The sequence below is a fragment of the Mesorhizobium sp. M8A.F.Ca.ET.218.01.1.1 genome, from assembly GCF_004791165.1.
Lineage (GTDB): Bacteria > Pseudomonadota > Alphaproteobacteria > Rhizobiales > Rhizobiaceae > Mesorhizobium.
Genome location: NZ_SRUZ01000014.1, coordinates 20,750 through 44,567 on the forward strand (window position 1 = coordinate 20,750; position 23,818 = coordinate 44,567).

The window sequence follows — 23,818 nt, forward strand, 5'->3', positions numbered from 1 at the left end:
GCTCTCACCGGGTGAAAAGATTGGCGTCGTGCCCCAGCACGGCGCCCAGGTTGTTGACTGTCCCGATGGTCGCCATCGTCTCCTTGACCAGTTGGTGGGCGAGGAAGGTCGCGTAGCCGGGATGGGCGAGCGGAAAATCGTTGTAGGTGAGCACCTGCAGCGACAGGTCGGCCGTCGCTCGCGTCGGGTTGAGGCCCGGATCGTGCATCACCTCGCTGACCGACAGATGCGTGAGCTTGACCGGCACCACGCGCTGCCAGCCATAGATGAACAGCGTCAGCGGCCCCATCGGCGGCACGATCTCGATGGTCCCGGTGGCAAGCAGCACGGTATTGGCGATCACCAGCGTGCTCTTGGGATAGGCCAGCATCTCGAGCGCGGCGAGCTGCGGGTTGATGCCCAGTTTCTTGGTCTTGGCGTCGTCGCTTTCGAGCTGGTCGATGGCGTCGATATTGATGGTGGCCGAGATCGTCTCGCGCGGCGGCCCGTTGAGCCGCAGCGCCTCGGCTCGCGCCCCGCCGGCATCGCCATATTGCGGCTCGAGCGAGCGCGATAACTGCTCGGGGTTGTATTGAAACACCACCACCGAGGCGAGCGGGTTGAAGATGTCGATACCGACAATGGCCCCTTTGAGGATTTTTGGTGAGCGCGGGTCAGTCATCTGTAGGGCACAAACCAGGGTGGGATTTGGTATTCGCGCATGAGTGGCAAGACGATATCAAATATCTGGTTCCTCGTTAGACGACTTCCCTTTGCCCTTTCAGCAGATCTAAGCGTTTTCATCACCTTGCTGTTCCATTCAAACTCCCGCGCCTCGACGAACCGGCGGGCATATTTGTAGTCTCCGCCAGCGTGGACTGCCTGGTGCGCCCATTCGTCCATGGAGACTGTGAAGTGGTCTATGTGGAAATCGCCCTTGAAGCCGCGCCTCTCAAACCAAGCCTTGTGTTCCTGCGGAAACACATGATGCTTCGGCTTGGCCTGCATCCCCGCCCCGGCTTTTCCGGTCTCCCGGGTTTTTGCTGCCTGGTTGGCTTCGACCTTGGCGACATCCCGGGCGTTGCGCTGACGCTCGACGATGTCCTCCAGCATGTGCTTTCCGGCCAGTTGTTCCTTGGTCAGGCTGGACTCGGGGCCGGCCAGCGGCGCGTCGTCATACAGTTCATTCGAGAGCGGCGCCTCGTCCCGGACGGGCTCGCGTAAGGGCGTTTCTTCGCGCAGTGGCACCTCCTGAACCGACCCGTGCGTCTCCGGCTTCGGGCCCGTAGCAGGTTTGTCGAGGGTGCTCTTCGCCTTGCCCCCGCCTCGGGTCGGAGCAGCCGGCTTTGCCGGGCTGTTCTTGGGCCCGATGGCACTCTTGGGGCGGACCGGCAGTTCCGGGGTGATCCGCTCCGGCAGTTGCCTTGGCCGCGGCCGGCCACCGCCCCCTCGCGACGGTGTCGATTTGCCGGTGCCGCGAGTGGTGCCGCCGCGCCGCGCCGGCGCCAGCTTGGTCGTCGGGGCGCGCTTTGGCCGATCGAGCGCGGCGGAAATCTCCGGCGGCCGCTCGCCCTTGAGCGCATTGTTCGGAACCTCGACCGGCTGGCCGACATGGCCATCGCCCGGGCCGTAGGTCCCGGTGCCCTTCTGCTCCAGCGGCATGGCTTCCTGCGCCGCTTCCCGCTCGATCTTCTTCTGTCGGGCCTCGTCGAGCGAGCTGACCTTAGTGTCCTTTTTCGGCCGGGCATTGTTGGCCGCCTCACCCTTCAGCCCCTCTGGCAGAGGCTCAGCATGTTCCAGCGGATCGACTTTCACATCGTTGACCGGTTCGCCCTTCAGCCCCTCGGGCATGGGTTCGGCATGCTCCAATGGATCGACCTTGGTCTTGCCGGGAGGCTCGGTCTTGATCCCCTCGGGTGCAGGTTCGACCGGCTTCGGCGCCTCTGCGGCCGGCTTCGGCGCCTCCGCCGCGGGCTTCGGGGTCGCTGCCGCCGGCTTCGGGGCTTCCACTGCCGCTGGGTGCGCTTCGGCAGCCTTGGTGGCGTCGGCGACCTCGCCGGCCTTGGCGCCGTCTCCGGCCTTCACGGCCTCGGTGACCTCGCCCACGGCGCCGCCCTTGCCCACGTCGACCACTTCGGTGGCCTTGGCCACTTCGGCGGTCTTGGCTGCCTCAGTGCCCTTGGCGACATCTGCAAGCTTGCCACCTGCATTGGCGAGTGCCTCGGCCTTGCCCAGCGACCCCGCGACTTCGCCGGTCTTGGCGAGCTCGCCGATCTTGCTCGTGGCCGAAGCCGCCTCGGCGACCTTGCCGCCCTTGCCGGCAGCGCTCGCCGCGCCGCCGCCGATAAAGAAGCTACCGATATCGACCAGCGCCATCCCGGGCAGTTCGGCATAGCGCTTCGCTTCCCAAGCCTCGATGTAGTTTTCGCCCAGCGCCTTGACGAGGCCGACGGTCTGTTTGCGATCGCGCTCCTGGTCCGGCAGCATGGCGCCGCCGAACTTGCGCAGCGCCGCGCCATACGACATGCGCTCTGGCGGCTTGCCGGGCGGCTGGCCTTCGCTGGCCTGCTTGCGGGCCTCCTCGGCGTGGGCGGCCTGTTGGCGGGCCTCCTCCTCGAGGTCGGGGAAGGTCGCGTCGTACAGATCCTCTTCGAGCTGGGCGTAGGTGCCGATGAACTTGAGCGGATTGGTCAGGCTGGAGCCCGGCAACTGCCCCAGGCCCTTCACCGTGTCAAAGGGATGGATCGCCATCTTGCCGACGCCTTCGACCATGCTGAAGAGCGCCTTGCCCATGCCGCCAACGAACTGGCTCGAGTATTTCGATGTGGCGTTGGAAACCGCGAGGCTGCCCTGCTCGAGAGCCGCCAGCGTCGGATGCGCCTTCTCGTCGACCGTCGGCTTGGCCGGCTCGAGATCTTCGAACTCGTCGATCGCCTTGAAGGTCGCGGCGTGCACGCCCTTGAAGCCAGCATCGGCGCTGGCCTTCCAGGCCTTGGTGGCGTCGAGCGGATGGACGTGCCAGCCATCCTTGTCCTTGCTGACCAGTTTCTCGCCGAACGCCTTTGCCGGTTTGGTCACCAGGTTCGAGTTTGCCTTGGCGAGGCTGGCGATGTTTCTCGTCAACCCTTCCAGCACCGGCTTGCCCTTGGCTTTGTCGGCCAGCTTCTGTGTCGCATCGGCCAGCAGCACCGCCGGCTGCAGCTTTTCGGCGTGGTCGATCAGCACCTTGGGGTCCTTGGCCACCTCCTGGACGAAGCTCGTGGCCTTGTCCTTGACGCTCGACCCCACATCCTTGGCCTTGCTGATGGCGCGCTTGTACCAGGGCTCCTCCTCGGGCTCGGCGGCCGGCCCGGTGGCCGAGCCGAGCCGGACCATCGCCCTGCCCCCGCCGATTGCCTGATCGGCTGCGCGCCCGGCCTCGCGTTCGAGCCCGCCGCTGCCGTCGATGCGCGGCGCCGTGGCCCCGCCGCGCCGCTGCTGCACCACATGGGCCAGTTCATGCGCGATGAGCCGCCGGCCCTCGCCGCTCTGCGGCGCGTACCGGCCGCCGCCGAAATAGACATTGTCGCCGACCGTCACCGCCTTGGCGGCGTACTGCCCGGCGGTACGCGCCGCCGCGGCATCGCTGTGCAGGCGCACCGCGGAGAAATCGGCCCCGAACGAGCGCTCCATATTGCCCCTGAGGACCGGCTCGAGCCCGCCTCTGCCGCCGGCCGGCGGCGGCGCCGGCAGCCCGGCGAGCGAGCCGCCGAACTTCGGCACCGGCGGCGCCGTCTCGTCGGCCAATTGGCTCGCCGGCTTGCGTGCGGCGCGTACGCCCTGCGCCAGGTCCGGGCTCTGCGCCTTGCTGCGCAACGGGGCGTGGCTCATTTGCCGCCTCCCTTGGCCAGCGGCTGCAGCGCCTGGGTGATGGATTTGCCGAGCGCCTCGGATGAAGCCGTCGGCGCCGCGGTGACGGCGGCCGCCACGGCGCGACGGATTTCGGCGAGCGCCGTCACCCGCTCGGCCGGCGACAGCCCTTCGAGCCGGATGCTCTGGATCTGGACTCGGCGCGCCTCAACCATGCGGCGCCTCCTGGCTCCAGCCGCGCAGTTCGCCTTCGGTCAGCGGCTTGCTGAGCTTGTCATACTCGGCCCGCGCGGCGCGCCGCAGATGCCCCATGCGGATCGGCGAGCCCTCGTCGGCGGCGATGAAGGCGGCATTCAGCGCGATGTTCTTGATGCTCCCGCCGGCCACCGTCAGCTGGGCCAGCCGCTCCACCTCGATACCGTCGAGTGGCGCCCCAGAGGGGAAGGCAAGCCGCCAGATCCGCTGCCGTTCGACCGCCTCCGGCAACGGAAAATCGACGAGGAAGCGGATGCGTCGCAGGAACGCATTGTCGATATTGGAGCGGAGGTTGGTGGTGAGGATGGCGAGGCCGCGATAGCTCTCCATCCGCTGCAGCAGGTAGCTCACCTCGAGATTGGCGTAGCGATCGTGGCTGTCCTTGACCTCGGTGCGCTTGGCGAACAGCTGGTCGGCCTCGTCGAACAGCAGGATGGCGCAGCTGTCTTCGGCCGCGTCGAACAGCCGGCGGAGGTTCTTTTCGGTCTCGCCGATCCACTTGCTGACCGCCGCCGACAGGTCGACCCGGTAGACATCGAGCTCCAGCGCCCCGCCGACCACTTCGGCAGCGAGCGTCTTGCCGGTGCCGCTCGGGCCCGAGAACAGCGCCGTGATGCCGAGCCCGCGGCCATTGCTGCCGCCAAAGCCCCAGTTGTGGTGCACCTGCCGGCGCTGGCGCACCTGCGCCGCGATGGCCTTGAGCATCTCGAACTGCCGATGCGGCAGGATCAGATCGCTCCACTGGCTGCGCACGTCGATCCGCTGCGCCAGCTCGTCGAGCCGGGGCCGCAGCCGCACCCGGGTTTCCGCCCAGAGCCGGTCGGCCAGCGGCACCGCCGGCCCGCTGCCTGCCACCGGCGCGAGGTCGGCGCCGATATTGGCCGTGACATCGGCGATGATTTCCGGCGAGGCCGTGAAGGTGCCCAGCAGCCGATCGACATCCGACGCATTGGCGCCCGCCGCCGCCCACAGCGTCCGCTGGTCGGCCATGGTCGGGCGCGGCACGACCAGTCGCAGGCTGTCGCGGCCCGGCACCGCCAGCGGCTCGGCCGCGACCAGCGCCAGCGGCCCCGCAATCGCCGCCGCAAAGCGCAGCGCGCTCCGCACCTCGCCCGGCCCCGTCACATCGGAGAGGTCGAGCACCGGCAGCGTCCCTGCCAGTATGCTCTCACGCGACCACAGCTGGGCCAGCCGCGCCCGCTCGCCGGCGGCAGCCGGCAGCGCTTCGGCAACCACCTGGTAGGCGCGCCGCCCAGCCGCCCGCGCGCCGGCCGCGGCAATCGCCAGCGCCGCGTTCCGATCCGCACCCACCAGTTCAAAGACCGGCGCCAACCCTTTGCTGTCGGACGACAATTTCGCCCCGAACTGGCGCATCAGCTCGCCATGCGAACCGCCAAGCTCGAAGCGCGGTTCGAGCGGCGTCGAAACCGCCAGCAGTTCGGCGTCGATGCCGTCGAGCGCCATCAGGTGGTGCAGCACGCGCTCGGGCAGCGCGATGCCGGCGAGGCTGGCAACGCTCTCGTCGGTGAGGCCGATCAGCGCCAGCCGCCGCAGCGGCGCCTCGGGCGCGAAAGCCTGCCAGTTCGCCTCGGCGAGGCTCGACAGCGCGAAGGCGACACTGGGCAACCGCAACCGGGCGTCGCCCTGCGCCGCGGCGAGCACGGCGGCGCCATCGGGTTCCAGCGCCGGCAGGGCAGCGAGCAACAGCACCTCGCACTCGAAGCGGCCAAGCCCGGCTGCGGCGGCGAGCCGCGCCAGCCGCTCAGGCAATGCCGTCGGGCCGGCAGCAGGCGTTGCCCCGGCGATCTGTGCCTTGAGCTGGGCGAGGACTTCGCTGAGGGCCGGAGCGCTCATTTCACCTCCAGCATCGGGCCCACGATCTGGCCGAAGGCCGGGCTCGTCCGATCGGTCTCGACCTGAGGCGTGCTGGCGGTACCCTCGACCAGCAATTGCGCGTAGTAGCTGCCCTTGGGCACACCCTTGAGCGGGAACTTCAGGTTGGCGACCGGAAAGCCTGAATCAAAGGGTTCGGCGTTGAGTTGAACGCTGGCGGCTGCAGCGCTCTGTCCGTTGAGCACCAGCCGTGGCGTCTGACCACGCCCGACACCAGGCGAGACGACGACCGTCAGCTTGCTGCCGGCAGTAGCGCTGGCGGCAAGCTTGATCTGGGGCCTGAGCAGGAACGTCGCCCGGTCGCTGATCCGCTCGAGATGGCTGGGCGCCCCGGCCGGCGCCGGGAGCACCGTTTCAAGCACCAAGGGCCCCGCGGCGAGTTCCTCGCCACCGAAACTCGCGGCGACCAGTTCGAGCTCGATGCGATCGGCGCTGATCCGCGCCGCGCCCAGATCCGTATCGCGTCCGCCGATCCTGAGCGTCATGCCATGTCGATCGAGCGAATGGCCGCGCACCACCAGCGTGCCGCCCCACAGCACCGGCGCCGTGGCGCCCGCCGCCGCCTCGACCCCCAGCACCACCGGCCCGCCGAGCACGAACACCGCATTGTTGACGCTGGTCACCGGCGGCCCCGAGCTCAGTGGCGTGCTGGTCTCGATCAGCACCGGCGAGCAGGTATAGGCCAGCGACAGGATATAGGGCGTCTGGAACAGCACCGACCAGAGCTTGGACATTTCCTCAAAGCTCATCGGGGCCGGATGAATGCGCACCGGCTCGGGCTCGTTCTCGAGGTCGACATCGACCAGCCCGGGGTTATCCTGTTTCACCTTGTCGATGGTGCGCCGCGCAATGCCGCTGCGATGCTCGAGCCCCCGTGACACCGCGCCGAGCAGCAGTTCCGGCTGGTAGAGCTCAGGCCGGCCGATGAACGAAATGAGGTAATGCAGGTCGAACGCCACCAGCGAGTTGGCCACCTGCTGGCCATTGCTGCTGCGGGTCGGGTTGTGCGCGTTGCGCCGGGCGGCATTGGGCGTGGCCTGAAACAGGAATACGTTCACCACCGGCCCAACATCGGCATCGTTCTCGTTGCCCGGCCGGCCAACCTTGACGGTCGCACCTCCAGCCGCCTCCTGGATCATCAACTGGAGCGAGGCCGTGACGGCGGCAACTGACAGCTTGTTGCCCATCTGCCGCCTCAGCGCTTCGTTGCGAGATAGGCAGCAAGGCTCGGGATGCGCTGCAGCCCGGCCGAAACGCTGGGGGTCGCCGGGGCCCTAGGGGCCGGCGCCCGTACATCGATGCGTCCGATGATGATTTCGAGCGGCTCGGTCGCGGGCGCAGCAGCGACAGGCTCGGGCACCACCGGCGCCGGCTGCACCGGGGCGGCCGGGCGGGCGCGTGGCGGCTCCTGCGCCGGCGCGGCGGGCGCGGCGATCGTCGCGTGGCGGCGTGGTCGCTGCGGCTCCGGCAGCACCGCGATGCCGGGCGGCGGTGCCGGAGTCGGGCGCGGCAGGGCGGCGCGCGCGCCGGCAACAGCGGCGGGCGACTGCGGGGGTTGAGCGGCGACCGGCTGCGAGCCGGCCAGCGGCGCCGCGGCGCGGGGCGCAGCGGCCTCACGAGGGGCGGCTGCCGGCTGCGGGACCGATGGCAGCGCGTCATGCTCCACCACCTGCCGTGGCGCCGGCCCCGGCACGGGCGGCGCCGCCATCCGCGGCTTATCCTGTGGCGCAACTGTCCGCCGCGGCTCGCCAGCGTCGGGGCGCGGCACCGGTTGGGCCGGCGGCGTCCAGCGCTCGACCACCTGGCTGACCCCGGGCTGAGGCGGCCGGGCGGCCGGTGCCTCGGCGGTGATCTCGGCCGGCCCGGCGCTGCCTGCGAAGGCGGCGCCCGACACCTCGAACCGGGCCGGCAGCCGCACCCGTGCCACCGGCGCGAGGCCGAAAATGCGGTTGGTGAGCCGGGAGACCACGCCGCTCATGCCTGCACCGCGTCGAGATAGAAGCGCCGCCGCTCGGCTGGCAGCGCCAGGATATCGCGCTCCGACCAGTGAAAGGCCCGCGCCAGCACCGCCACATCGGCGAGCACGCCGCGCGAGCGCACGGTGATTTCCCCTGCCAGCAGCGCCGCCACGTCGACAGCCTCCGACCAGCGCGCCGCGCAGGCCGGGCACGACCAGTCGAGCCCGGTATCGAGCCCGGGATCCATCGCCTCCACCGCCGCTTCCACCGCGGCCAGCACCGCTTCCTCTTCCGGCGCATCGGGCGCCGCGGCCTTCAGCAGCAGCCGCCGGGCGCTGTCGGGATCAGCAAGCTGTTCGGCCGCGGCAAGCGCTCCCGCCGTCAGCGGCGCCACCGCGATCACCGCATCGCCGGCGCGGATCTGCCGTGTCTGCGGCGCCGGCTGCGCCGCGAGGCCGAGCCCGATCTCTTCGGCCCTGAGCGTCATTTCGAGCACCGTGCCGCAGGCCGGACATGCCGAAACGAAATCGAGGCGCGGGCCGCTCAGCTGCGCCCGCACCGCCAGCAGCATGGCATCGCGCTGCCCCAGCGTCAGCGCCGCCGCGTCGATGCTGGGGTCGGCCCGGCCGAGAATGCCGAGCGCCAGGAACGATGGTCCGCGCCCCTGCCCTGCCTCGGCCAGTTCGACGATGTCCGCGGCGGCCAGCGCACGCATCAGATCGGCTCGACGTAACTCGGCTCGGTTGGCTCGGCCACGTCGTAGTCGCGCTCCCAACCCTCGTTTTCGAGCTTGAGCATCTGGATGGCGACGGCGTTGGCACTCGCATCGAGCTCGGGCAGCGATTGGTACTCGGAGGGCCAGCAGCGGTAGAGCTTGTAGGCCAGGACGATCTGCCCCGCCTCGTTGTAGAGCTCGAGGATGAGGTTGCGCCGGAAATCCTTGAGCGAGGACTCCCCGCCCAGCCCCGAGCCGTAGTTCCACACCTTGTTGGCCCACTGCTCGAACTCGATATCGTGCGTCACCCCGCGCTCGAGCGTGATCGCCTCATATTCGGTCTGGCCGGGCGATTTGCGCGACGAGGACGGATCGCCGCCTTCGCGGTGGCTCACCACCTGGGTGGTGCGCTTAAGCGCGCTTACCTTGCTGATCCCGGCCAGGTAGTTGCCGTCTTCGTTTCGGATGCGGAACTTGAAGTTCTTGTACGGGTCGAACCGTTCGGGATTGGTCGAGAACTGCGCCATCGCCTAGGCCTCCCGGATCTGCTGGATATTGATGACGACGAATTCGGCCGGCAGCAGCGGCGCAAAGCCCACCGCGATGTTGACGATGCCGCGGTTGATATCGTCCTGCGTCGTGGTCTCGCGGTCGCATTTGACGAAATAGGCCTGCCTGGGGCTGGCGCCCTGGAACGCCCCCTGCCGGAACAGCCGCTGCATGAAGGCTCCGACATTGAGCCGGATCTGCGACCACAGCGGCTCGTCATTGGGCGAGAACACCACCCACTTGGTGCCGCGGAACAGACTCTCTTCGATGAACAGCGCCAGCCGCCGCACCGGGATATACTTGTAGTCGTCGGCCAGTTGGTCGGAACCGCGCATGGTGCGGGCGCCCCACACCACTCGGCCGACATTGGGAAAGCTCCTGAGGCAGTTCACTCCCAGCGGATTGAGCTTGCCGTTCTCTTCGTCGGTCATCTTGAAGGTCAGCCCGTCGGCGCCCGAGATCGTCGCCTCGATGCCGGCGGGCGCCTTCCACACCCCGCGGTTTGCATCAGTACGCGCCATGATTCCGGCAATCGCCCCGCAAGGCACGAAATAGTCGATCTGCCCGCCGCGCAGCGGATCGCGCCGTTGCAGCCGCGGAAAGAACAGCCCGGCATTGCCGCCATTGGTCAGGCTCAAGGGCGGCGTGTTGCTGGCTGCATCCACCGTCACCTGAATGGCGTTGTCCGGGTTGGCGTCCCAGTTGGCGGGGGGATCGACGATCAGGAAGGCGCGGCGCTCGCTGCAGAACCTCGCCGCCTCCTCCCAGACGTCGGGGTCGATATCGCCATCCCGCGTATCGGGCGGGATCACCAGCAGGTTGAAGATATCGGCCTTGAGCAGCGCATAGATGCCGGTCTTGTTGACCTTGTTGCCCTTGTACTCGGCCAGCGCCAGCGGCACCCCGTCGTTGCCGCCTTGAAAATCGGTGATCGCCCCTTCGGCCGGTCGCGCCCCTGCGACGTCAGGCGTACCATCGCCCTTGAGGTCGACCCGCACCAGGTTCGACTCCGCCTTCAGCACCCGATCGACGCGGCGCGAGCCGGCATCCTTGACCGTCAGGTTGCGGAACTGTTCGCGCGCCTTGGTGCCCTGGTCGACCACCGCGAGGTCGAACAGGTCACCGACCGCGAGACCGAGCTCGGGGTGGAGATCGACATAGGCCTTGGCCGCCGCCGCATTGGGATAGGTGACCTGCGCCTGCAGCTTGCCGCCCCACATGCCCGGGCTCGCGGCGACCAGTTTCAGCCCGCTCAGCACCAGGCGGGCCATGCCGTCGTCGGCACCCGCCTTGAACAGCCGGACAACAAGTGCCTCCGAGCCGCCGTTGGCGTAGAAATCGTCGACCGCATAGGCCGCCGGCGTGTTCAGCGCCAGACCGCCGAAGCGTCGGGAAAACTCCCCGAAGCTGAAGCAGCTGACCGGCTCGTTTACCGGTCCGCGCACGAACCGCCCAACGATGCCGGTCACCGAGGTCGACACCCCCGCCACCGTGCGAACGCCGCTCGGCACTTCATTCACATATACGCCGGGATAGCTCGTCTGCACTGCCATGACCGCTGCTCCGTGCCGAGAAACCAGAGTTTTACGAGAGTTGGCCGCCGATCATGATCTCGACATTGGCCGGCTCGGCCCCGCCATTGGTCACGCTGAGCGTCGCAAACGACGGACCCAACAGCCCGATGGCGGCGCCGAACAGAATGACCGGCCCCTCAAGCCCGATCTCGTCGGCCGCGCCAGCCTTGATCTTGATCTTGCCGCTATAGCTGTCGGCAGCAATGTAGACGAACTTCAACTTGTCGATGTGCTCGAGCTGCAAGGCTAGACTAACCTTTGCGCCCTTGGCGACAGCAATTGATGCGCCTGTCACCGCTTCAACATCGAGGGTCCCAGTAGAACCCACACTCGCCGCTGACGAGCCGGCATTGAATGACCATGCAATAGGCTTGGGCACGACGATGCCTCCCCCTTATACACATTTATCAACGCAATTAAGCTATCAAGTGAGTTATCAAGGAAACTGAGCCGACACGCTAGCGCCGATTTCGACAAGCGTCTAGCATGAATCCAGCTGCGTGAGAATTTGCGCCGACTTAAAGTCAAATTCAATATATCGGCCCCCTTTTCGCTTGCCAGTTAATCACGACAACGGAAATTCAATGATATCATCGACTTACACTTGACTTGACAATCGTGCGACGGCTGCTGCACTTAATTTGAGGTGGTCCTCCTCGTCGTGCATACCTGTGCCTTCGGAGGGCAAGCTAGCTCCGCGCCCAAATTGGAAAGCTTTCGACTAGGCCCTATGCCTCCGATAGGAAAAGAGCGCCTCTTCGATAGTGGGTTTTGCGATGTAGCGCTCTACCGGCTCGAACCCCCATTGAACCAAGGGTCGCACTATGTCGGATCCAGGCATGCCAACTTCTTTCAGAAGAGCGCGCATTTGGAGTTTGACTGAGACCGCTACACAGAAAGCTCGACAATCCCGAGACCCCCGGTCGACGCCCAATCGTAGAACTGTCTGACGTCCGCTTTGGGGCCGCAAGCGGTCGGTCTGCTGTTGGAACGATATTGTCGATAAGCGGTCATTGCTTTGACGACCCTACAGGAGCCCAGAAGGACTGTCACTCTTCCCGGAACGCCCGCGCTATCTGATCAGCCAGTGGCTTCACGAGGTAGGACAGCATGGTTCGGCTGCCGGTGGAGAAGAAAGCCTCGACGGGCATGCCCGGCGCCAGGGTCAGGCCTTTCAGCTTTTTCAGCTCCGTGCGCGGCAGGCTGACGCGAACGGTGTAAAAACCCGCGCCGCTGCGCTCGTCGACGCTGAGGTCGGCAGAGATCTCGTTGACCACCCCGTTCAGTTCCGGCGTCACGCGCTGGTTGAATGCCGAGAGCTTCAGGGCGACATCCTGGCCCAGCGAAATCTGATCGATGTCCTGCGGTGCGATACGGGCCTCGACGGTCAGATCGTCCGCTACGGGCACCACCAGCATGATGACCTCACCTGGCGAAATGACGCCGCCAATGGTGTGGACGGCAAGCTGGTGAACCATCCCATCCTGCGGACTGCGGATGTCGATGCGCTTGAGCTGGTCCTCGGCCGAGACTTTGCGTTCGACAAATCCGGACATTTTGCCCTGGACGTCACGAAGCTCGGTCGCAACCTCGCTGCGCAGATCCTGATCGACCTGGATGATCTGCAAGCGCGTTTCGGCGATGCGGCCCTTCGATTGCGCAATCGATGCCGTCAGTTGCCCATGTTCGCCATCGAGCCGGACCGCGTCGCGCTCCAGCGCCGTGAGGCGGTCAATCGAGACAAGCTTCTTGAGCCAGAGCGTGCGGATGCTGTCCAGCTCGGTGCCGATCAGCTCTATTTCGCGGCTCTTGGCGGTCCGTTGTTCGGTAAGCCCGGAGGCTTCTTGCGATAGCTGTGCGATGCGTTCTTCCAGCTGCGCTTTCTGTCCGGCGCGGGCCTGCCGGCGAAAGTCGAACAGCGACTGTTCTCCGGCCATGGCCCGCGCAACGTTGGGGTCATCTCGCCTCGAAGTCAGCGAGGCGGGAAAGGCGATTTCGGTGTGGTCATCACGCTCGGCTTCGAGACGGGCGAGACGTGCCTCGAATTCGTCGAGACCCTTGGTCACGATCGCCAGGTTGGCGCGGGTGACTGTTTCGTCGAGGCGGATCAGCATCTGGCCCGATTTCACGGCATCGCCTTCGCGCACCAGGATCTCGCCGACTACGCCGCCGGTGGGATGCTGCACCTTCTTGACGCTGGAATCGACGACCAGCTTTCCCGATGCGATCACGGCGCCGGTGAGCTCGGTGACCGCCGCCAGGCTGCCCGCGCCGCCGACGAGCAGGATGCAGGCAGCCACGCCGCCTAACAGATAGCGCCGGATGGTCCGATCGATCATGGGAGCCGCGGAGGCCATCAGGATACGTTCTCCTCAGGCGCGGACACGACCTTCAAAGGAACGCCACCAGGCCGGGTGACCTTGTTCAAGACCTCGTTCTTCGGTCCGAAGGCCTGGACCCGGCCATTGGCCATCACCAGGACCTGATCGAGGCTCGCCAGCGCGCTTGGACGATGAGCCACCACGACGGCAATGCCGCCGCGGGCGCGAATGCCCTGGATTGCCTCGGTCAAGGCGGCCTCGCCTTCAGCGTCAAGGTTCGAATTGGGCTCGTCGAGAATAACCAGGAACGGGTCGCCATAAAGCGCCCGCGCCAACGCCACTCTTTGCCGCTGGCCGGCCGACAAGGCAGATCCCGCCTCGCCAATGCGTGTCTCATAGCCGTCCTGCAGATGAACGATCAGATCATGCACGCCAGCCGCCCGGGCCGCCGACAATATCTTCTCCGAAGCGGCGTCGGGTTCGAAACGCGCAATGTTTTCGGCAATGGTGCCATCGAATAGCTGCACGTCCTGCGGCAGATAACCGACATGCTTGCCGAGCTCCTCCGGCGACCACTGATCAAGTGTTGCGCCATCGAGCCTTATCGCGCCGCGGGCTGGCAGCCAGATGCCGGCAATCGCCCGCACCAGCGAGGATTTGCCCGAAGCGCTCGGCCCGATGATGCCGAGACCGGCGCCCTTTTCCAGGGCAAATCCGGCATCCTGTACCACCGCCCGCCGCTCACCCGGTGGGGTAACGCTGATGCCTTCGACCACCAGCGCCGAAGCCGGCGCCGGCAGGGAGACGGTCGTCACCGCCTCGGGAAGCAGCGCCAGGAGCTGGGTGAGCCGCGCCCAGGCCTGGCGAGCGTTGACGAAGCCTTTCCAATGCGCGATTGCCAGTTCGATCGGCGCCAGCGCCCGGCCCATCATGATCGAGCTGGCGATCATGATACCGCCGCTCGCCTCCTGATGGATGACGAGCCAGGCGCCGATCGCCAGGATGCCGGACTGCAGCATCATGCGCAGGATCTTGGAAATGGTCCCAAGCGTGCCTGCAAGATCACTGGCCTTCGCATTCGTGCCGAGATAGTCGGCGTTGATACCAGCCCAACGCCCGGCGATGCGCGAGCCGAACCCCATCGCCTGCAGCACCTCGACATTGCGTCTCGTCGCCTCGGCCAAGGTGTTGCGCGCCGCAGCATGGCGGTTGGCTTCCTTGGCAGGCTCTCGCGTGCGGGCCTCGGCAAACAATGTCAGGCTGAAAAGGATGACGGCGCCGGCGAGCGCAGTCATACCGATCCAAAAATGGAAGAGGAAACAGATGCCGAGATAGAGCGGCATCCAAGGCAAGTCGAAAAGTGCGGTCGGACCAGCACTCGACATAAACGAACGCACTTGATCAAGATCGCGCAGCGACTGCATGCCGTCGCCCGCGAGCTTGGTGCGCAAAGGCAAGCGCATGAGCGCGGTATAGACCTGACCGCTCAGCTGGGCGTCGAGACCCATGCCGATGCGCACCAGCAGGCGCGACCGGATGAGCTCGAGCACACCCTGGAACACGAAGAGGGTGCCGGCAAACACCGCAAGACCAACAAGCGTCGGCACACTACGGCCGGGAATGACCCGGTCATAGACCTGCAGCATGAAAAACGAACCGGTTAGGGCCAGGATGTTGACGACGCCACTCATCAGCGCGATGCCGGCGAAGGCACGCCGGAAGGAACCAAGAACCGCCGCGAGGGTTGTTCGCGGCGGTTCGGATGGGCGGGACTGCGGCATCGCCTTCACATGAATTCCAGTTCAGGCATCAGGCGGCAATGAACTGGAAATCGTCTTGGTGCAGGTTCGCCAAAGCGACGTTCTTCAGAGTCAGCGCATTGCTGGCATCGTGGGTGATCACCGTGTCGGCGCCGACCTGGGCTGCCGCGGCGAGGACCGAAGCGAAGTCGGCGAAGACGTCATTTTCGAACTCGACGACATCGACGGTTCCGGGCCCGACCACGAAATCCTCGATCTGCTGATTGCCGAAATTCGGCCCGAAGACGAACGTATCGCCGCCTTCGGTGACGTCGATCGTGACGTGGACACCGTTGGGGGTCATGGTCTGGTCGAGGTGATCGGCGTCGTGCAGGCCGTAGGTCAGCGTATCGGTGCCAACGAACCCTTCATCGGGCTGATAGACATAGGAATCCGAGGCACTGCTCCAGGAAATGGTGCCATGTTCTGGCTGCACCCAGATGTAGTGCTCGGCATTGGCCCCGCTGGGAATGACATCGTTGGCCATCAGGTTCAGGATGATCGGCGTGTCTTCCCGGGTCGACAGCGCGTCGTCATTGCCAACCCATTCGTCCGGATTAGTCTCGGCCTCGGTGACATCGATGGTCACATGGACGCCGTTTGGCGTCATGGTCTGGTCGAGGTGATCAGCGTCGTGCAGACCATAGGTCAGCGTATCGGTGCCTGTAAATCCGGCGTCCGGCTCGTAGATGTAGGAATTGTCCGCGCTGCTCCAGTAGACGGTGCCATGCTCGGGCTGCACCCAGATGAAATGCTCGGCATTCGCGTCGGCCGGGATCAGATCATTGGCCATCAGGTTAAGCACAAGAGCAGTGCCTGCGGTCGTGGTAAGCGCGTCGTCGGTGCCAATCCATTCGGCCGGCTGAGCTGGTCCGATCGTCAAGGAGAGCGTGTCCGACACATGCAGCGTGCCATCGGAAGCCGTGACCGTAATGTCGATCACGCCTTCGGAACCCGACGGGGGCTCGCCCGACAGAGCGCGTGTTGCGGCGTCGAACGTCAGCCAGGACGGCAGAGCTGACCCGTCGGCCAGCTTGGCCGAAAGCACGAGCGACTGGCCGTCCGGATCGGAGAAGGCATCTGCCGGCAGGACAGCGTTGAAGGACGCTCCTTCCGAGGTTTCGTAGTCCGGCAGTGCATTGGCCAAAATCGGGGAATGAGCCCAGATCGCGAGATCGACTTTGGTCCAGACCGTCCCGTTGGCGAAGCGCACCGACTCGATACCACGATCCCAGTTTGGATCGCCTGTCCCGGCCAGCGTGATCCGGCCACCATCGCCGGCGCCCGGCGCGCTTTCGCCAATGACAAGGACGACATCGTTACCGGCCGTGAGGTCGAATGTCACGGATGCTGGAGCGATGCTGTTCAGGATCAGCGTGTCATTGCCGCCAAAGGTGTAATAGCCATTGGCCTCATCGATGATGTCGTTGCCGTCGCCACGGCTGTAGATGTAGGTGTCATCGCCCAGCCCACCGATCAGCCTGTCGTTGCCGGCTCCAGCATGGAATGTATCGCTCGAGTTGAAGCCGGTGATCGTGTCGTCGCCCGACGTGTTGGCTCCGTCCAGATATCGCGTTTTCAAATCGGTCTTGGACCACACCGTGCCGTCGTCGAAGCGCACGGTTTCGATGCCGCGATCCCAGTTTGAATCGCCTGTCCCGACAAGCGTGATCCGGCCGCCGTCGGCGGCGCCCGGCGCGCTTTCGCCAATGACCAGAACGATATCTCCCTCGGAGAGATCGAAGCTCAGCGTTGCCGGTGCGATATCGTGCAGGATCAGCGTGTCGTTGCCGCCGAAGGTGTAATAGCCATTGCCCTCATGGACGATGTCGTTGCCGTCGCCTCTGTTATAGATGTAGGTGTCGTCGCCCAGGCCGCCGATCAATGTATCGTTGCCGGCGCCGGCATGGAACGTATCGCTTGAGTTGAAGCCGGTGATCGTATCGTCGCCTGACGTGTTGACCCCTTCGAGATAGCGGGTTTTCAGATCGGTCTTGGACCATACCGTGCCGTCGTCGAAGCGCACGGTTTCGATGCCACGATCCCAATTTGAATCACCTGTCCCGACAAGCGTGATCCGGCCGCCGTCGGCGGCGCCCGGCGCGGTCTCACCGATAATGACGATGAGGTCGCGGTCGGTTGTAAGATCGAAGGTCACGGATGATGGCGTGACGCCGTGCAGGATCAATGTGTCATTGCCGCCAAATGTGTAATAGCCATTGCCCTCATTGACGACGTCGTTGCCGTCGCCACGGTTGTAGATATAGGTGTCGTCGCCCAGCCCGCCGTTCAGCGTGTCGTTGCCAAGGCCGCCCTGGAAGGTTTCAGACGCGTTTGTTCCATTCAGGACATCGTCACCATCCAAGGAGCCGGAAGCCAGGGACAGGTCACGTAAGGTGGCTCTGTCCCAGATCGTTCCGTCGTCGAACTTGACCGTCTCAATGCCATTTTGCCCGTTTTCCGTGCCCGATCCGACCAGGACGATCTGGCCACTATCCCCGGCCCCGGAAACAGTCTCGGCGATCTTGAGAATGATGTCGTTGCCCGAGCGAAATACCGTCACGGAAGCGGTCGTTATGTCATGCAGCACAGCCTGATCGGTGCCACTGGCATTGGCGCCGGCGGTGGTGTCATCGAAGACATCGTTGCCGTCGCCGCGGCTGTAGGCATAGGTGTCGTTGCCGGCCCAGCCAGTCAGGGTGTCGTTGCCATGACCGCCGGTGAGCTTCTCGTCACCGCTGGTGCCGACGATAGTGTCGTTGCCTGTGGTGGTCTGGCGATCCACGTAAAGCTGACGAAGCTGGTCGCGTGTCAGCGTCTGGTCGCCAAATTCAAAGAACTCGATCTGATCCAGCAAGGCCAGACTGAGCACCTCTCCGGTTTGCGTCAGCGTGAACGTAGCGCTGTTCATCGTCGCCCCGGTCACGGCTATGGCCACATCGGCCGTATCGATCCCGGCGCCGAACTTGATCCTGTCCTGGTCAGTGCTGACCCAGATGGAATCCGAGCTTTCCCAGATCGAGTCGTTGCCGTCGCCATAGCCGAACAGATAGGTATCGGCACCGCCGGCGCCGTCCAGCTGATCGTTGCCGGCACCGCCATAGATGGTGTCGTCGGTCCAGAAGCCCCGGATCGTGTCGTTGCCGGACGTGGCCTGCTCGGAGATCAACTGCTGAGCGACGTCGAACTTGGTCAGGACCGTATTGTCCTCGAAAACGAACTGCTCGATATCGTACCAGGTGAACCAGTTCCACAGGGCATACTCGCCCGAGATGGTGAGCGTTTCGCCGGTCGAATTCAGCGTTGCTATGAGATCATTGCGATCGGCACCAAGCGAGAAAGTGACGTCGTCGACGCCTATGCCCGGACCGAAGCGAACCGTGTCGTTGTCGCCCTGCAGAACGACTTCCAGACTCTCGTGAATGACATCATGTCCGTCGCCGTATCCGAAGAGATAGGTGTCGTCGCCGTCGCCACCCGCCAGAATGTCGTTGCCGGCGCCGCCGGCGAGTGTATCGTTCCAGGGAGATCCGTGGATGTCATCGTCGCCCGACGTTGCTTGATCGGCAAGATAGCGCGCGACGAAATCGGTCTCGGTCCAGACCGTGCCGTCGGCAAAATGGATTTCCTCGATGCCATCCGGGCGCCAGTTGATGTTGGTGTGCCAGAACTGGTTGACTAGGCGGATCGAGCCGCCGTCAGGCATGTTGAGGATAAGGTCGTTGGGCGCTGCCGGGTCGCGGCTGAAGTGGACATCGTCAGGATCGATGCCGGCCAGTTCGATGATATCGAAGGTGCCGCCAAGCACGGCCTGGCCGTTGTCCCAGATCCTGTCATGACCATCGCCGAGCGTATAGCGATAGATGTCGTTGCCGTTGCCGCCGCTCATGAAGTCGTCACCGCGGCCGCCCTCGAGGATGTCATAGCTGCTGAAGGCATAGATGGTGTCGTTGCCGTCGGTGCTTGCCCGATCGAGCATCTCCAACTGCAGGTCCACCCATGAAAGCGTATGCGCCTGGCCGGCGCGGTCGACATAGTTGAAATTGTCGATGCGGTTGAAATAGACGACATCGGGAATGAACGGATAGATCGCGTAGAACTGGTTGACGATCGTCACATCGCTGCCATCGGGAACTCGCAGCGTCAGATCCCACGAGTTGCCATCTCTCAGAAGCTGCAGCTCTTCGAGATTGAACCGCGTGGTGAAGGTCAGCGCGTCGCCGTCCAGGCCGCCAAAAATGTTGCCGGCGCCATCATCGATGCGGTCATGGCCATAGCCCTCGCCGAACAGGTAGGTATCGTTGCCGTTGCCGCCCTGGGCAAAGTCGTTTCCGCGGCCGAGATCGATATGATCATCGGCGTTGAAGCCATAGATGTTGTCATCGCCATCTGTCGATTGATAATCGATGAGGCGGTCCATGATCTGCCGCTCGGTGATCGACGATCCGTCGGTGAAGACGATGTATTCGATGCTGCTGGTGAAGAACTCGGGATAGACAAACGGATAGAGCTTGTTGTTGGCGTCCTCCACGACGATCTGGTCGCCGAGATTACCGTAGTGGATGGTGTAGTCGCTCGAATTGCCTTCTCGGGTGAACCAGACGTTCGCGGCCGTGATGCCGGCGCCGAAATAGATCGAATCCGCCATCGAGCGGAAGGGATTGTTCTCGAAGTCGTGGATCACGTCATGGCCGTCGCCGAGGTCGAAGCGGTAGATATCGAAGTCGCTGCCGCCTTCGAGCCGGTCGTCGCCCTTGCCGCCCCAGATGTAGTCGGTGTCGTTCGAGCCGGTAACGGTTGAACTGCCGGGATCGACGGTCGCGGCTTCACGTGTCAGGTCGGCATCGTTCCAGGTCGTGCCGTCGGCGAAGACGATCTGATCGATGCCCGAAACCGGCCATGCGTTGCCGATCAGGTCGCTCGGCCATTCGCCGGCGAACTGATCCTTGATCGTCACCGTCTCGCCCGTGGCAATCAGGGTCAGAACGAGATTTGAGCCATCACGGGTGACGTCGAAATCGGATGCGACGTGCTGCGAGAAACGCACCTGGTTGCCCGTGCCATCGGCGAGCACGACAGTGTCCTCGATGACGACGTGGCCGAGATTGCACCCGAAGACGTAGGCGTCGGCGCCCGCCTTTCCGGAGACGTTGGTCTCGTCACCATTGAGGTAGAACAGGTCGATGTCGTTGCTGCCAACGACATCGCCGCTGGCGGCGATGATCGCGTCGCCCGGCAGGCCGATCGCGGTCGCGACATCGACGAAGTCCAATGTCGATCCGGCCGTCTCATAGCCATCGACGACATTCTGCAGCAGGAACGGGTTCGTGTTCTGCAGAAAGGCCTCGCCGCGCTGGAAATTGCCGATGACGTAGTCCAGCAGCGGCTTCCAGTCATGCAGCCAGTCGATCGGATCGGCGTGTGTGGCCGCTTCCGCGATGATTTTCTCGAACGACCCGCCGAGCTGCCGCAGATGATTGGTCGCGACGAACACATTGGCGTCGGTGTCATAGGCAAGGTCACTGAAATAGCTGGAGAGCGGGCCGCCCTGCACCGCGACCCTGACGGCGAGTTGCTTGTAGCCTTCCTCCATCCGCGTGATCGTTTCGATCAACGTCGCGACGGGCGCCGATTGCGGTGCCGGCCGCTGGTAGAAGACGGACAGGTCGCCGCCGATATAGCGCTCGAAGAAGGCCAGGTCTTCGCCCTGGACCCAGTCGAGAGCGGTGCCGGGCGTCAGGCCTAGATCACCGGTTGCGCTGTCGACGACCGGCCGAGGCGTACCGCCGATCGATCCCGCCTGGTAGGTTACAAGGCCGCCATCGGTGCCTTTCAGATAGTATCCACCGGAGGCCGGGTCGAGTTCGTATGCGTCGCCGGTGCCGAACAAGGCATCGTAGAGGTCGTGCCAGTCGCCGATCGCTGAGCCGGTCGACAGATCGGAATCATGGCTGTGCACGATCCTGGCGCCGCTGGCGAATTCGACCGTGGTCAGCGTGATGGTGCTGCCGTCCGTGTCCTGCACCGTCGATTGCGTGCCGCCCCAGACATAGTCGACGATCTGGCCGCCGACGCGCACCACCAACAGATCGGGCAGGTTTTCGAGGCCGGTGACGATGGCGCCGGCATCGTCGCGCACGGGCGCTGCATTGCCCCAGATTTGGGCGATCGGGCGCACCGCGGCGACAAGCGCGTCGAGGTCGTTGGTGTTGAATGCCGCCAGCAGACCCTCGATGGCAACAGCCCGGTCATGCGCCGCCTGCTGCTGCACCGGATCGGCGGGATTCTGCATATAGCTGATCGCCGAGCGCAGATCGGTCAGCGTGCCGAAGCCCTTCAGGTTGGGCAGCGCGGCGGCCTCGGCGGTGACCGTGATGGGCGGCCCATCATAGCGGGTGTTCATGTCGTCGATGTTGAACAGCACCTCGCCGACGGTTCCAGTCGAGCCGTCGGCCCGGGTGAAGCCCGAGGTTCCGATGACATGGTTGCCATTGATGGTGTCGAGGATCACTGCTTCGCCGTTCGGGCCGATCTCGACGGCGCCATTGCCGACGGTGGGCAGAGTGAACGAGACGATGCCATGCTGGCCGACCGTCTTCAGTTCTGCCGCCTCGGAAATCAGGTTGCCGTTGAAATCCTGCCAGACGAGCAGGCTGCCGAACGTATCGGAGCCGTTGACGATGCCATCGCCGTTGAAGTCGGCAAGGCCGTTGTCGGCGGCGTCGACGACGCCGTCATGATTGCCGTCGAGGGCTGCAAGGATGCTGTAGCCAAAGGTGTCGCCATAGCCGAACAGCTCGCCGCCGCCATCGATGACGCCATTGCCGTTGATGTCGCGCGCCAGCATGCCGTCGTCTGGCTTTGCCCAGGCGGTGCGCTCGGAATAGAGGTCGAAGTCGACGTCGAAACGTGCCGACGTCCCGGTGCGCATGGTCAGTTCGAGCCCGTCGCCATCCAGATCGAGCACCAGCGGATCGGCGGTTTCGGGACCGCAGGCGCCGGTGAGCATGCGCAGTTGAAGGTCGACCAGGCCCCAAAGACCAATCTCGTTGGCCATCTTGGGACGCTCGTCCATTAGCCTATGCGAGGTGATGGTAACTTCGGCGAGAAGGATGTTGCCTGGTCCGGTACCGACACCGAATTCCCCGCCTTGCACCTGCTGCTGCCAGCCCTCGATAAACATGTGGGGATCGCGGCCGTCAGCCGGGATCATCCAAGGATTGATGACGAGCAGGTCACCATCCTGGTTGATGCCATACTGCACACCGTAGGCGCCGACCGCATAGGGAGATTCCGAGGCGGAATTCTTCCACCCACCATAAAGGTTGAGCGTGCCGAATAGGGTTAGCCGATCGTCGGCATCAAAACCTTGCACGAGGATACCAGGCTGTAGCCAGACTTTGTCCTGCCCATCACCGAGTTCGACGATCGAACCGTATTGCGCACCAACGAATACGTCGTCCTGGTTCGTCAGGACAATCCTGTCGGCACCCTCGACGCGCAGATTGTCGACGTTGCCGAGGCCACTTATGAGCCCCAGTTCAGTCGCCAAACCGCCGGTTTGCGAAATGCCGCCAGTGAGCAGGCCCTGTTCGCGCTCTGTCGTGAGGCCGTTGAAATAGACCAGACCATGGCCGAGGCCGGAATAGTCGACCGTGTCGACATTGTGAATGAAGGCATCTTGGTCGAGCGTGTCGCCGGGCTTCAGTTCCGACTGGACGCGCCGAGACGTACCCATGTCGATGATGATTTCGGCATCGAGAGCTTGGTCGGTTACCTTCAGGGTGTCGCCATTGTCAGACAGTTTCACTCGCTCGATCGAGATCAGTGTATCTGTCCCAGCGGTGTGATTGGTCTCCATATCGCGGACGACAATTTCTATGCTTTTATGACCTTCCTCGGAAACCGCTTCGAGTCGCTCGACGATGACGCCACTTCGGCTTGCCGCCGTGGGTTCGTGCGTCACTGCATCGATCAGATCAGGGGATTGGGCGCCTGAATAATATTTTATTGTGTCGGCATCATCCGAGCCATGGTTTCCAAGAACCCACTGCCTCCAAGAGATGGCGCGCTCGGCGCCGCCGACATAGGTGTCGTCATCGTCACCGCCGCTAGGTAGGCCCGCATTGGCCATCCCGGGCAATGCGATGAATGTGTCATCTCCTTTGCCGCCGGCCAGAAAATCTTGCCCCGCCCCGCCCACAAACGTGTCGTTTCCATCACCCCCGAAAAGGATGTCCGATCCACGGCCTCCTTCTAAAAAGTCAGCGCCCGCCCCACCGACCAAGATGTCGTCACCTGCGAGACCGACCAGATGATCGCTGCCGGTGCCACCCACGAGAGCTGAATTGATATCAACGCCGTTGTGGGTCTGCGCATGAATTGTGATCCCTGTTCCCCCTTGAGCATCAAACCCGTAGTATTGGATCTTCTTGACAGCAGTCTCTCGGGCGGTATCGTCACCGGTGTCCCAGACCGTCCTGATTGCGGTTTCAAGGAGAGAGGTGGCATCGGCGTCTGGCTTTCCTGAAGATGCCAGCCCCTGATAAACAGCATCAAGGGCGAATTGCCTTGGTTGCTCCTTTTCCAAAGTGCTTAGTCCCACTGAGCTGGGCGCGACATAGTCGATGACAGCATTGATCTCGTCCGAAAACTCGACGGACAGAACACCGGAGTCGACCAGGCCTGATTTAAGAATACCGAGGGATGTGCCACCTCCGACCGTGCCCGCTCCCTCCGTTTTAGCAAAGCGGTCGGCGTACCACGTAGCCAACTCCGCAAGCAGAATCTGGGCCCCGCCAGTAGAAACGTATGACTGGGGCGCTTGGTGCAAGATGGCGTTCAACTCGCGCGTGTCGTCGGCTAAAGCATCCAACCCGCCCTGCGCAGCCAACCCATGATCGGGGTTTTCCGAATTGAAAGCGAG

At 64.3% G+C, this 23,818-nt stretch carries 13 protein-coding genes; all 13 read right to left on the reverse strand.

Annotation, left to right across the window (positions count from 1 at the left end; translation table 11 throughout):
* Nucleotides 1–4: 4 nt before the first annotated feature.
* The 13 genes from EN861_RS33045 to EN861_RS33105 all read right to left on the reverse strand — a co-directional run bounded on the left by EN861_RS33045 (nucleotide 5) and on the right by EN861_RS33105 (nucleotide 23,026).
* Nucleotides 5–661, reverse strand: coding sequence for a hypothetical protein (locus EN861_RS33045; protein WP_135867666.1), 657 nt, complete (start codon nucleotides 659–661; stop codon nucleotides 5–7).
* Nucleotides 658–3,849, reverse strand: coding sequence for a DUF4157 domain-containing protein (locus tag EN861_RS33050; RefSeq protein WP_135867667.1), 3,192 nt, complete (start codon nucleotides 3,847–3,849; stop codon nucleotides 658–660). Before EN861_RS33050 ends, EN861_RS33045 begins: the two co-directional genes overlap by 4 nt.
* Nucleotides 3,846–4,043, reverse strand: coding sequence for a hypothetical protein (locus tag EN861_RS33055; RefSeq protein ID WP_135867668.1), 198 nt, complete (start codon nucleotides 4,041–4,043; stop codon nucleotides 3,846–3,848). Before EN861_RS33055 ends, EN861_RS33050 begins: the two co-directional genes overlap by 4 nt.
* Nucleotides 4,036–5,937, reverse strand: a complete 1,902-nt coding sequence (locus EN861_RS33060; protein WP_135867669.1) for an ATP-binding protein — start codon at nucleotides 5,935–5,937, stop codon at nucleotides 4,036–4,038. The genes EN861_RS33055 and EN861_RS33060 overlap by 8 nt, the downstream gene beginning before the upstream one ends.
* Nucleotides 5,934–7,163 (reverse strand): DUF4255 domain-containing protein, encoded by a 1,230-nt coding sequence (locus EN861_RS33065; protein ID WP_135867670.1) that lies wholly within the window; start codon nucleotides 7,161–7,163, stop codon nucleotides 5,934–5,936. Before EN861_RS33065 ends, EN861_RS33060 begins: the two co-directional genes overlap by 4 nt.
* Before the next feature lie 8 nt (nucleotides 7,164–7,171).
* A complete protein-coding gene (locus EN861_RS33070; protein WP_135867671.1) occupies nucleotides 7,172–7,954 on the reverse strand; it encodes a hypothetical protein in 783 nt (260 codons plus the stop codon).
* Nucleotides 7,951–8,649 (reverse strand): hypothetical protein, encoded by a 699-nt coding sequence (locus EN861_RS33075; RefSeq protein WP_135867672.1) that lies wholly within the window; start codon nucleotides 8,647–8,649, stop codon nucleotides 7,951–7,953. The genes EN861_RS33070 and EN861_RS33075 overlap by 4 nt, the downstream gene beginning before the upstream one ends.
* Entirely contained in the window at nucleotides 8,649–9,176 is a 528-nt protein-coding gene (locus EN861_RS33080; RefSeq protein ID WP_135867673.1) for a phage tail protein, read from the reverse strand. Before EN861_RS33080 ends, EN861_RS33075 begins: the two co-directional genes overlap by 1 nt.
* Nucleotides 9,177–9,179: 3 nt before the next feature.
* Nucleotides 9,180–10,751 carry a phage tail sheath subtilisin-like domain-containing protein gene (locus tag EN861_RS33085; RefSeq protein WP_135867674.1) on the reverse strand — a complete coding sequence of 524 codons (1,572 nt, stop codon included), beginning with the start codon at nucleotides 10,749–10,751 and terminating at the stop codon, nucleotides 9,180–9,182.
* 31 nt (nucleotides 10,752–10,782) lie between these two features.
* Entirely contained in the window at nucleotides 10,783–11,067 is a 285-nt protein-coding gene (locus EN861_RS33090; protein WP_135928201.1) for a hypothetical protein, read from the reverse strand.
* Between the two features lie 754 nt (nucleotides 11,068–11,821).
* Complete coding sequence (locus tag EN861_RS33095; protein WP_135867676.1) at nucleotides 11,822–13,129, reverse strand: HlyD family type I secretion periplasmic adaptor subunit; 1,308 nt, start codon at nucleotides 13,127–13,129, stop codon at nucleotides 11,822–11,824.
* On the reverse strand, nucleotides 13,129–14,874 hold the full coding sequence (locus tag EN861_RS33100; protein WP_135867677.1) for a type I secretion system permease/ATPase: 1,746 nt from the start codon (nucleotides 14,872–14,874) through the stop codon (nucleotides 13,129–13,131). The genes EN861_RS33095 and EN861_RS33100 overlap by 1 nt, the downstream gene beginning before the upstream one ends.
* Before the next feature lie 28 nt (nucleotides 14,875–14,902).
* Complete coding sequence (locus EN861_RS33105) at nucleotides 14,903–23,026, reverse strand: calcium-binding protein (protein ID WP_135867678.1); 8,124 nt, start codon at nucleotides 23,024–23,026, stop codon at nucleotides 14,903–14,905.
* Between the last annotated feature and the right edge of the window lie 792 nt (nucleotides 23,027–23,818).

Coding starts and splice junctions, on each gene's coding strand:
- EN861_RS33045 (WP_135867666.1), bottom strand. CDS start 661: ATGACTGACCCGCGCTCACCAAAAATCCTCAAAGGGGCCATTGTCGGT.
- EN861_RS33050 (WP_135867667.1), bottom strand. CDS start 3,849: ATGAGCCACGCCCCGTTGCGCAGCAAGGCGCAGAGCCCGGACCTGGCG.
- EN861_RS33055 (WP_135867668.1), bottom strand. CDS start 4,043: ATGGTTGAGGCGCGCCGAGTCCAGATCCAGAGCATCCGGCTCGAAGGG.
- EN861_RS33060 (WP_135867669.1), bottom strand. CDS start 5,937: ATGAGCGCTCCGGCCCTCAGCGAAGTCCTCGCCCAGCTCAAGGCACAG.
- EN861_RS33065 (WP_135867670.1), bottom strand. CDS start 7,163: ATGGGCAACAAGCTGTCAGTTGCCGCCGTCACGGCCTCGCTCCAGTTG.
- EN861_RS33070 (WP_135867671.1), bottom strand. CDS start 7,954: ATGAGCGGCGTGGTCTCCCGGCTCACCAACCGCATTTTCGGCCTCGCG.
- EN861_RS33075 (WP_135867672.1), bottom strand. CDS start 8,649: ATGCGTGCGCTGGCCGCCGCGGACATCGTCGAACTGGCCGAGGCAGGG.
- EN861_RS33080 (WP_135867673.1), bottom strand. CDS start 9,176: ATGGCGCAGTTCTCGACCAATCCCGAACGGTTCGACCCGTACAAGAAC.
- EN861_RS33085 (WP_135867674.1), bottom strand. CDS start 10,751: ATGGCAGTGCAGACGAGCTATCCCGGCGTATATGTGAATGAAGTGCCG.
- EN861_RS33095 (WP_135867676.1), bottom strand. CDS start 13,129: ATGGCCTCCGCGGCTCCCATGATCGATCGGACCATCCGGCGCTATCTG.
- EN861_RS33100 (WP_135867677.1), bottom strand. CDS start 14,874: ATGCCGCAGTCCCGCCCATCCGAACCGCCGCGAACAACCCTCGCGGCG.
- EN861_RS33105 (WP_135867678.1), bottom strand. CDS start 23,026: ATGGCCAATGCGGGCCTACCTAGCGGCGGTGACGATGACGACACCTAT.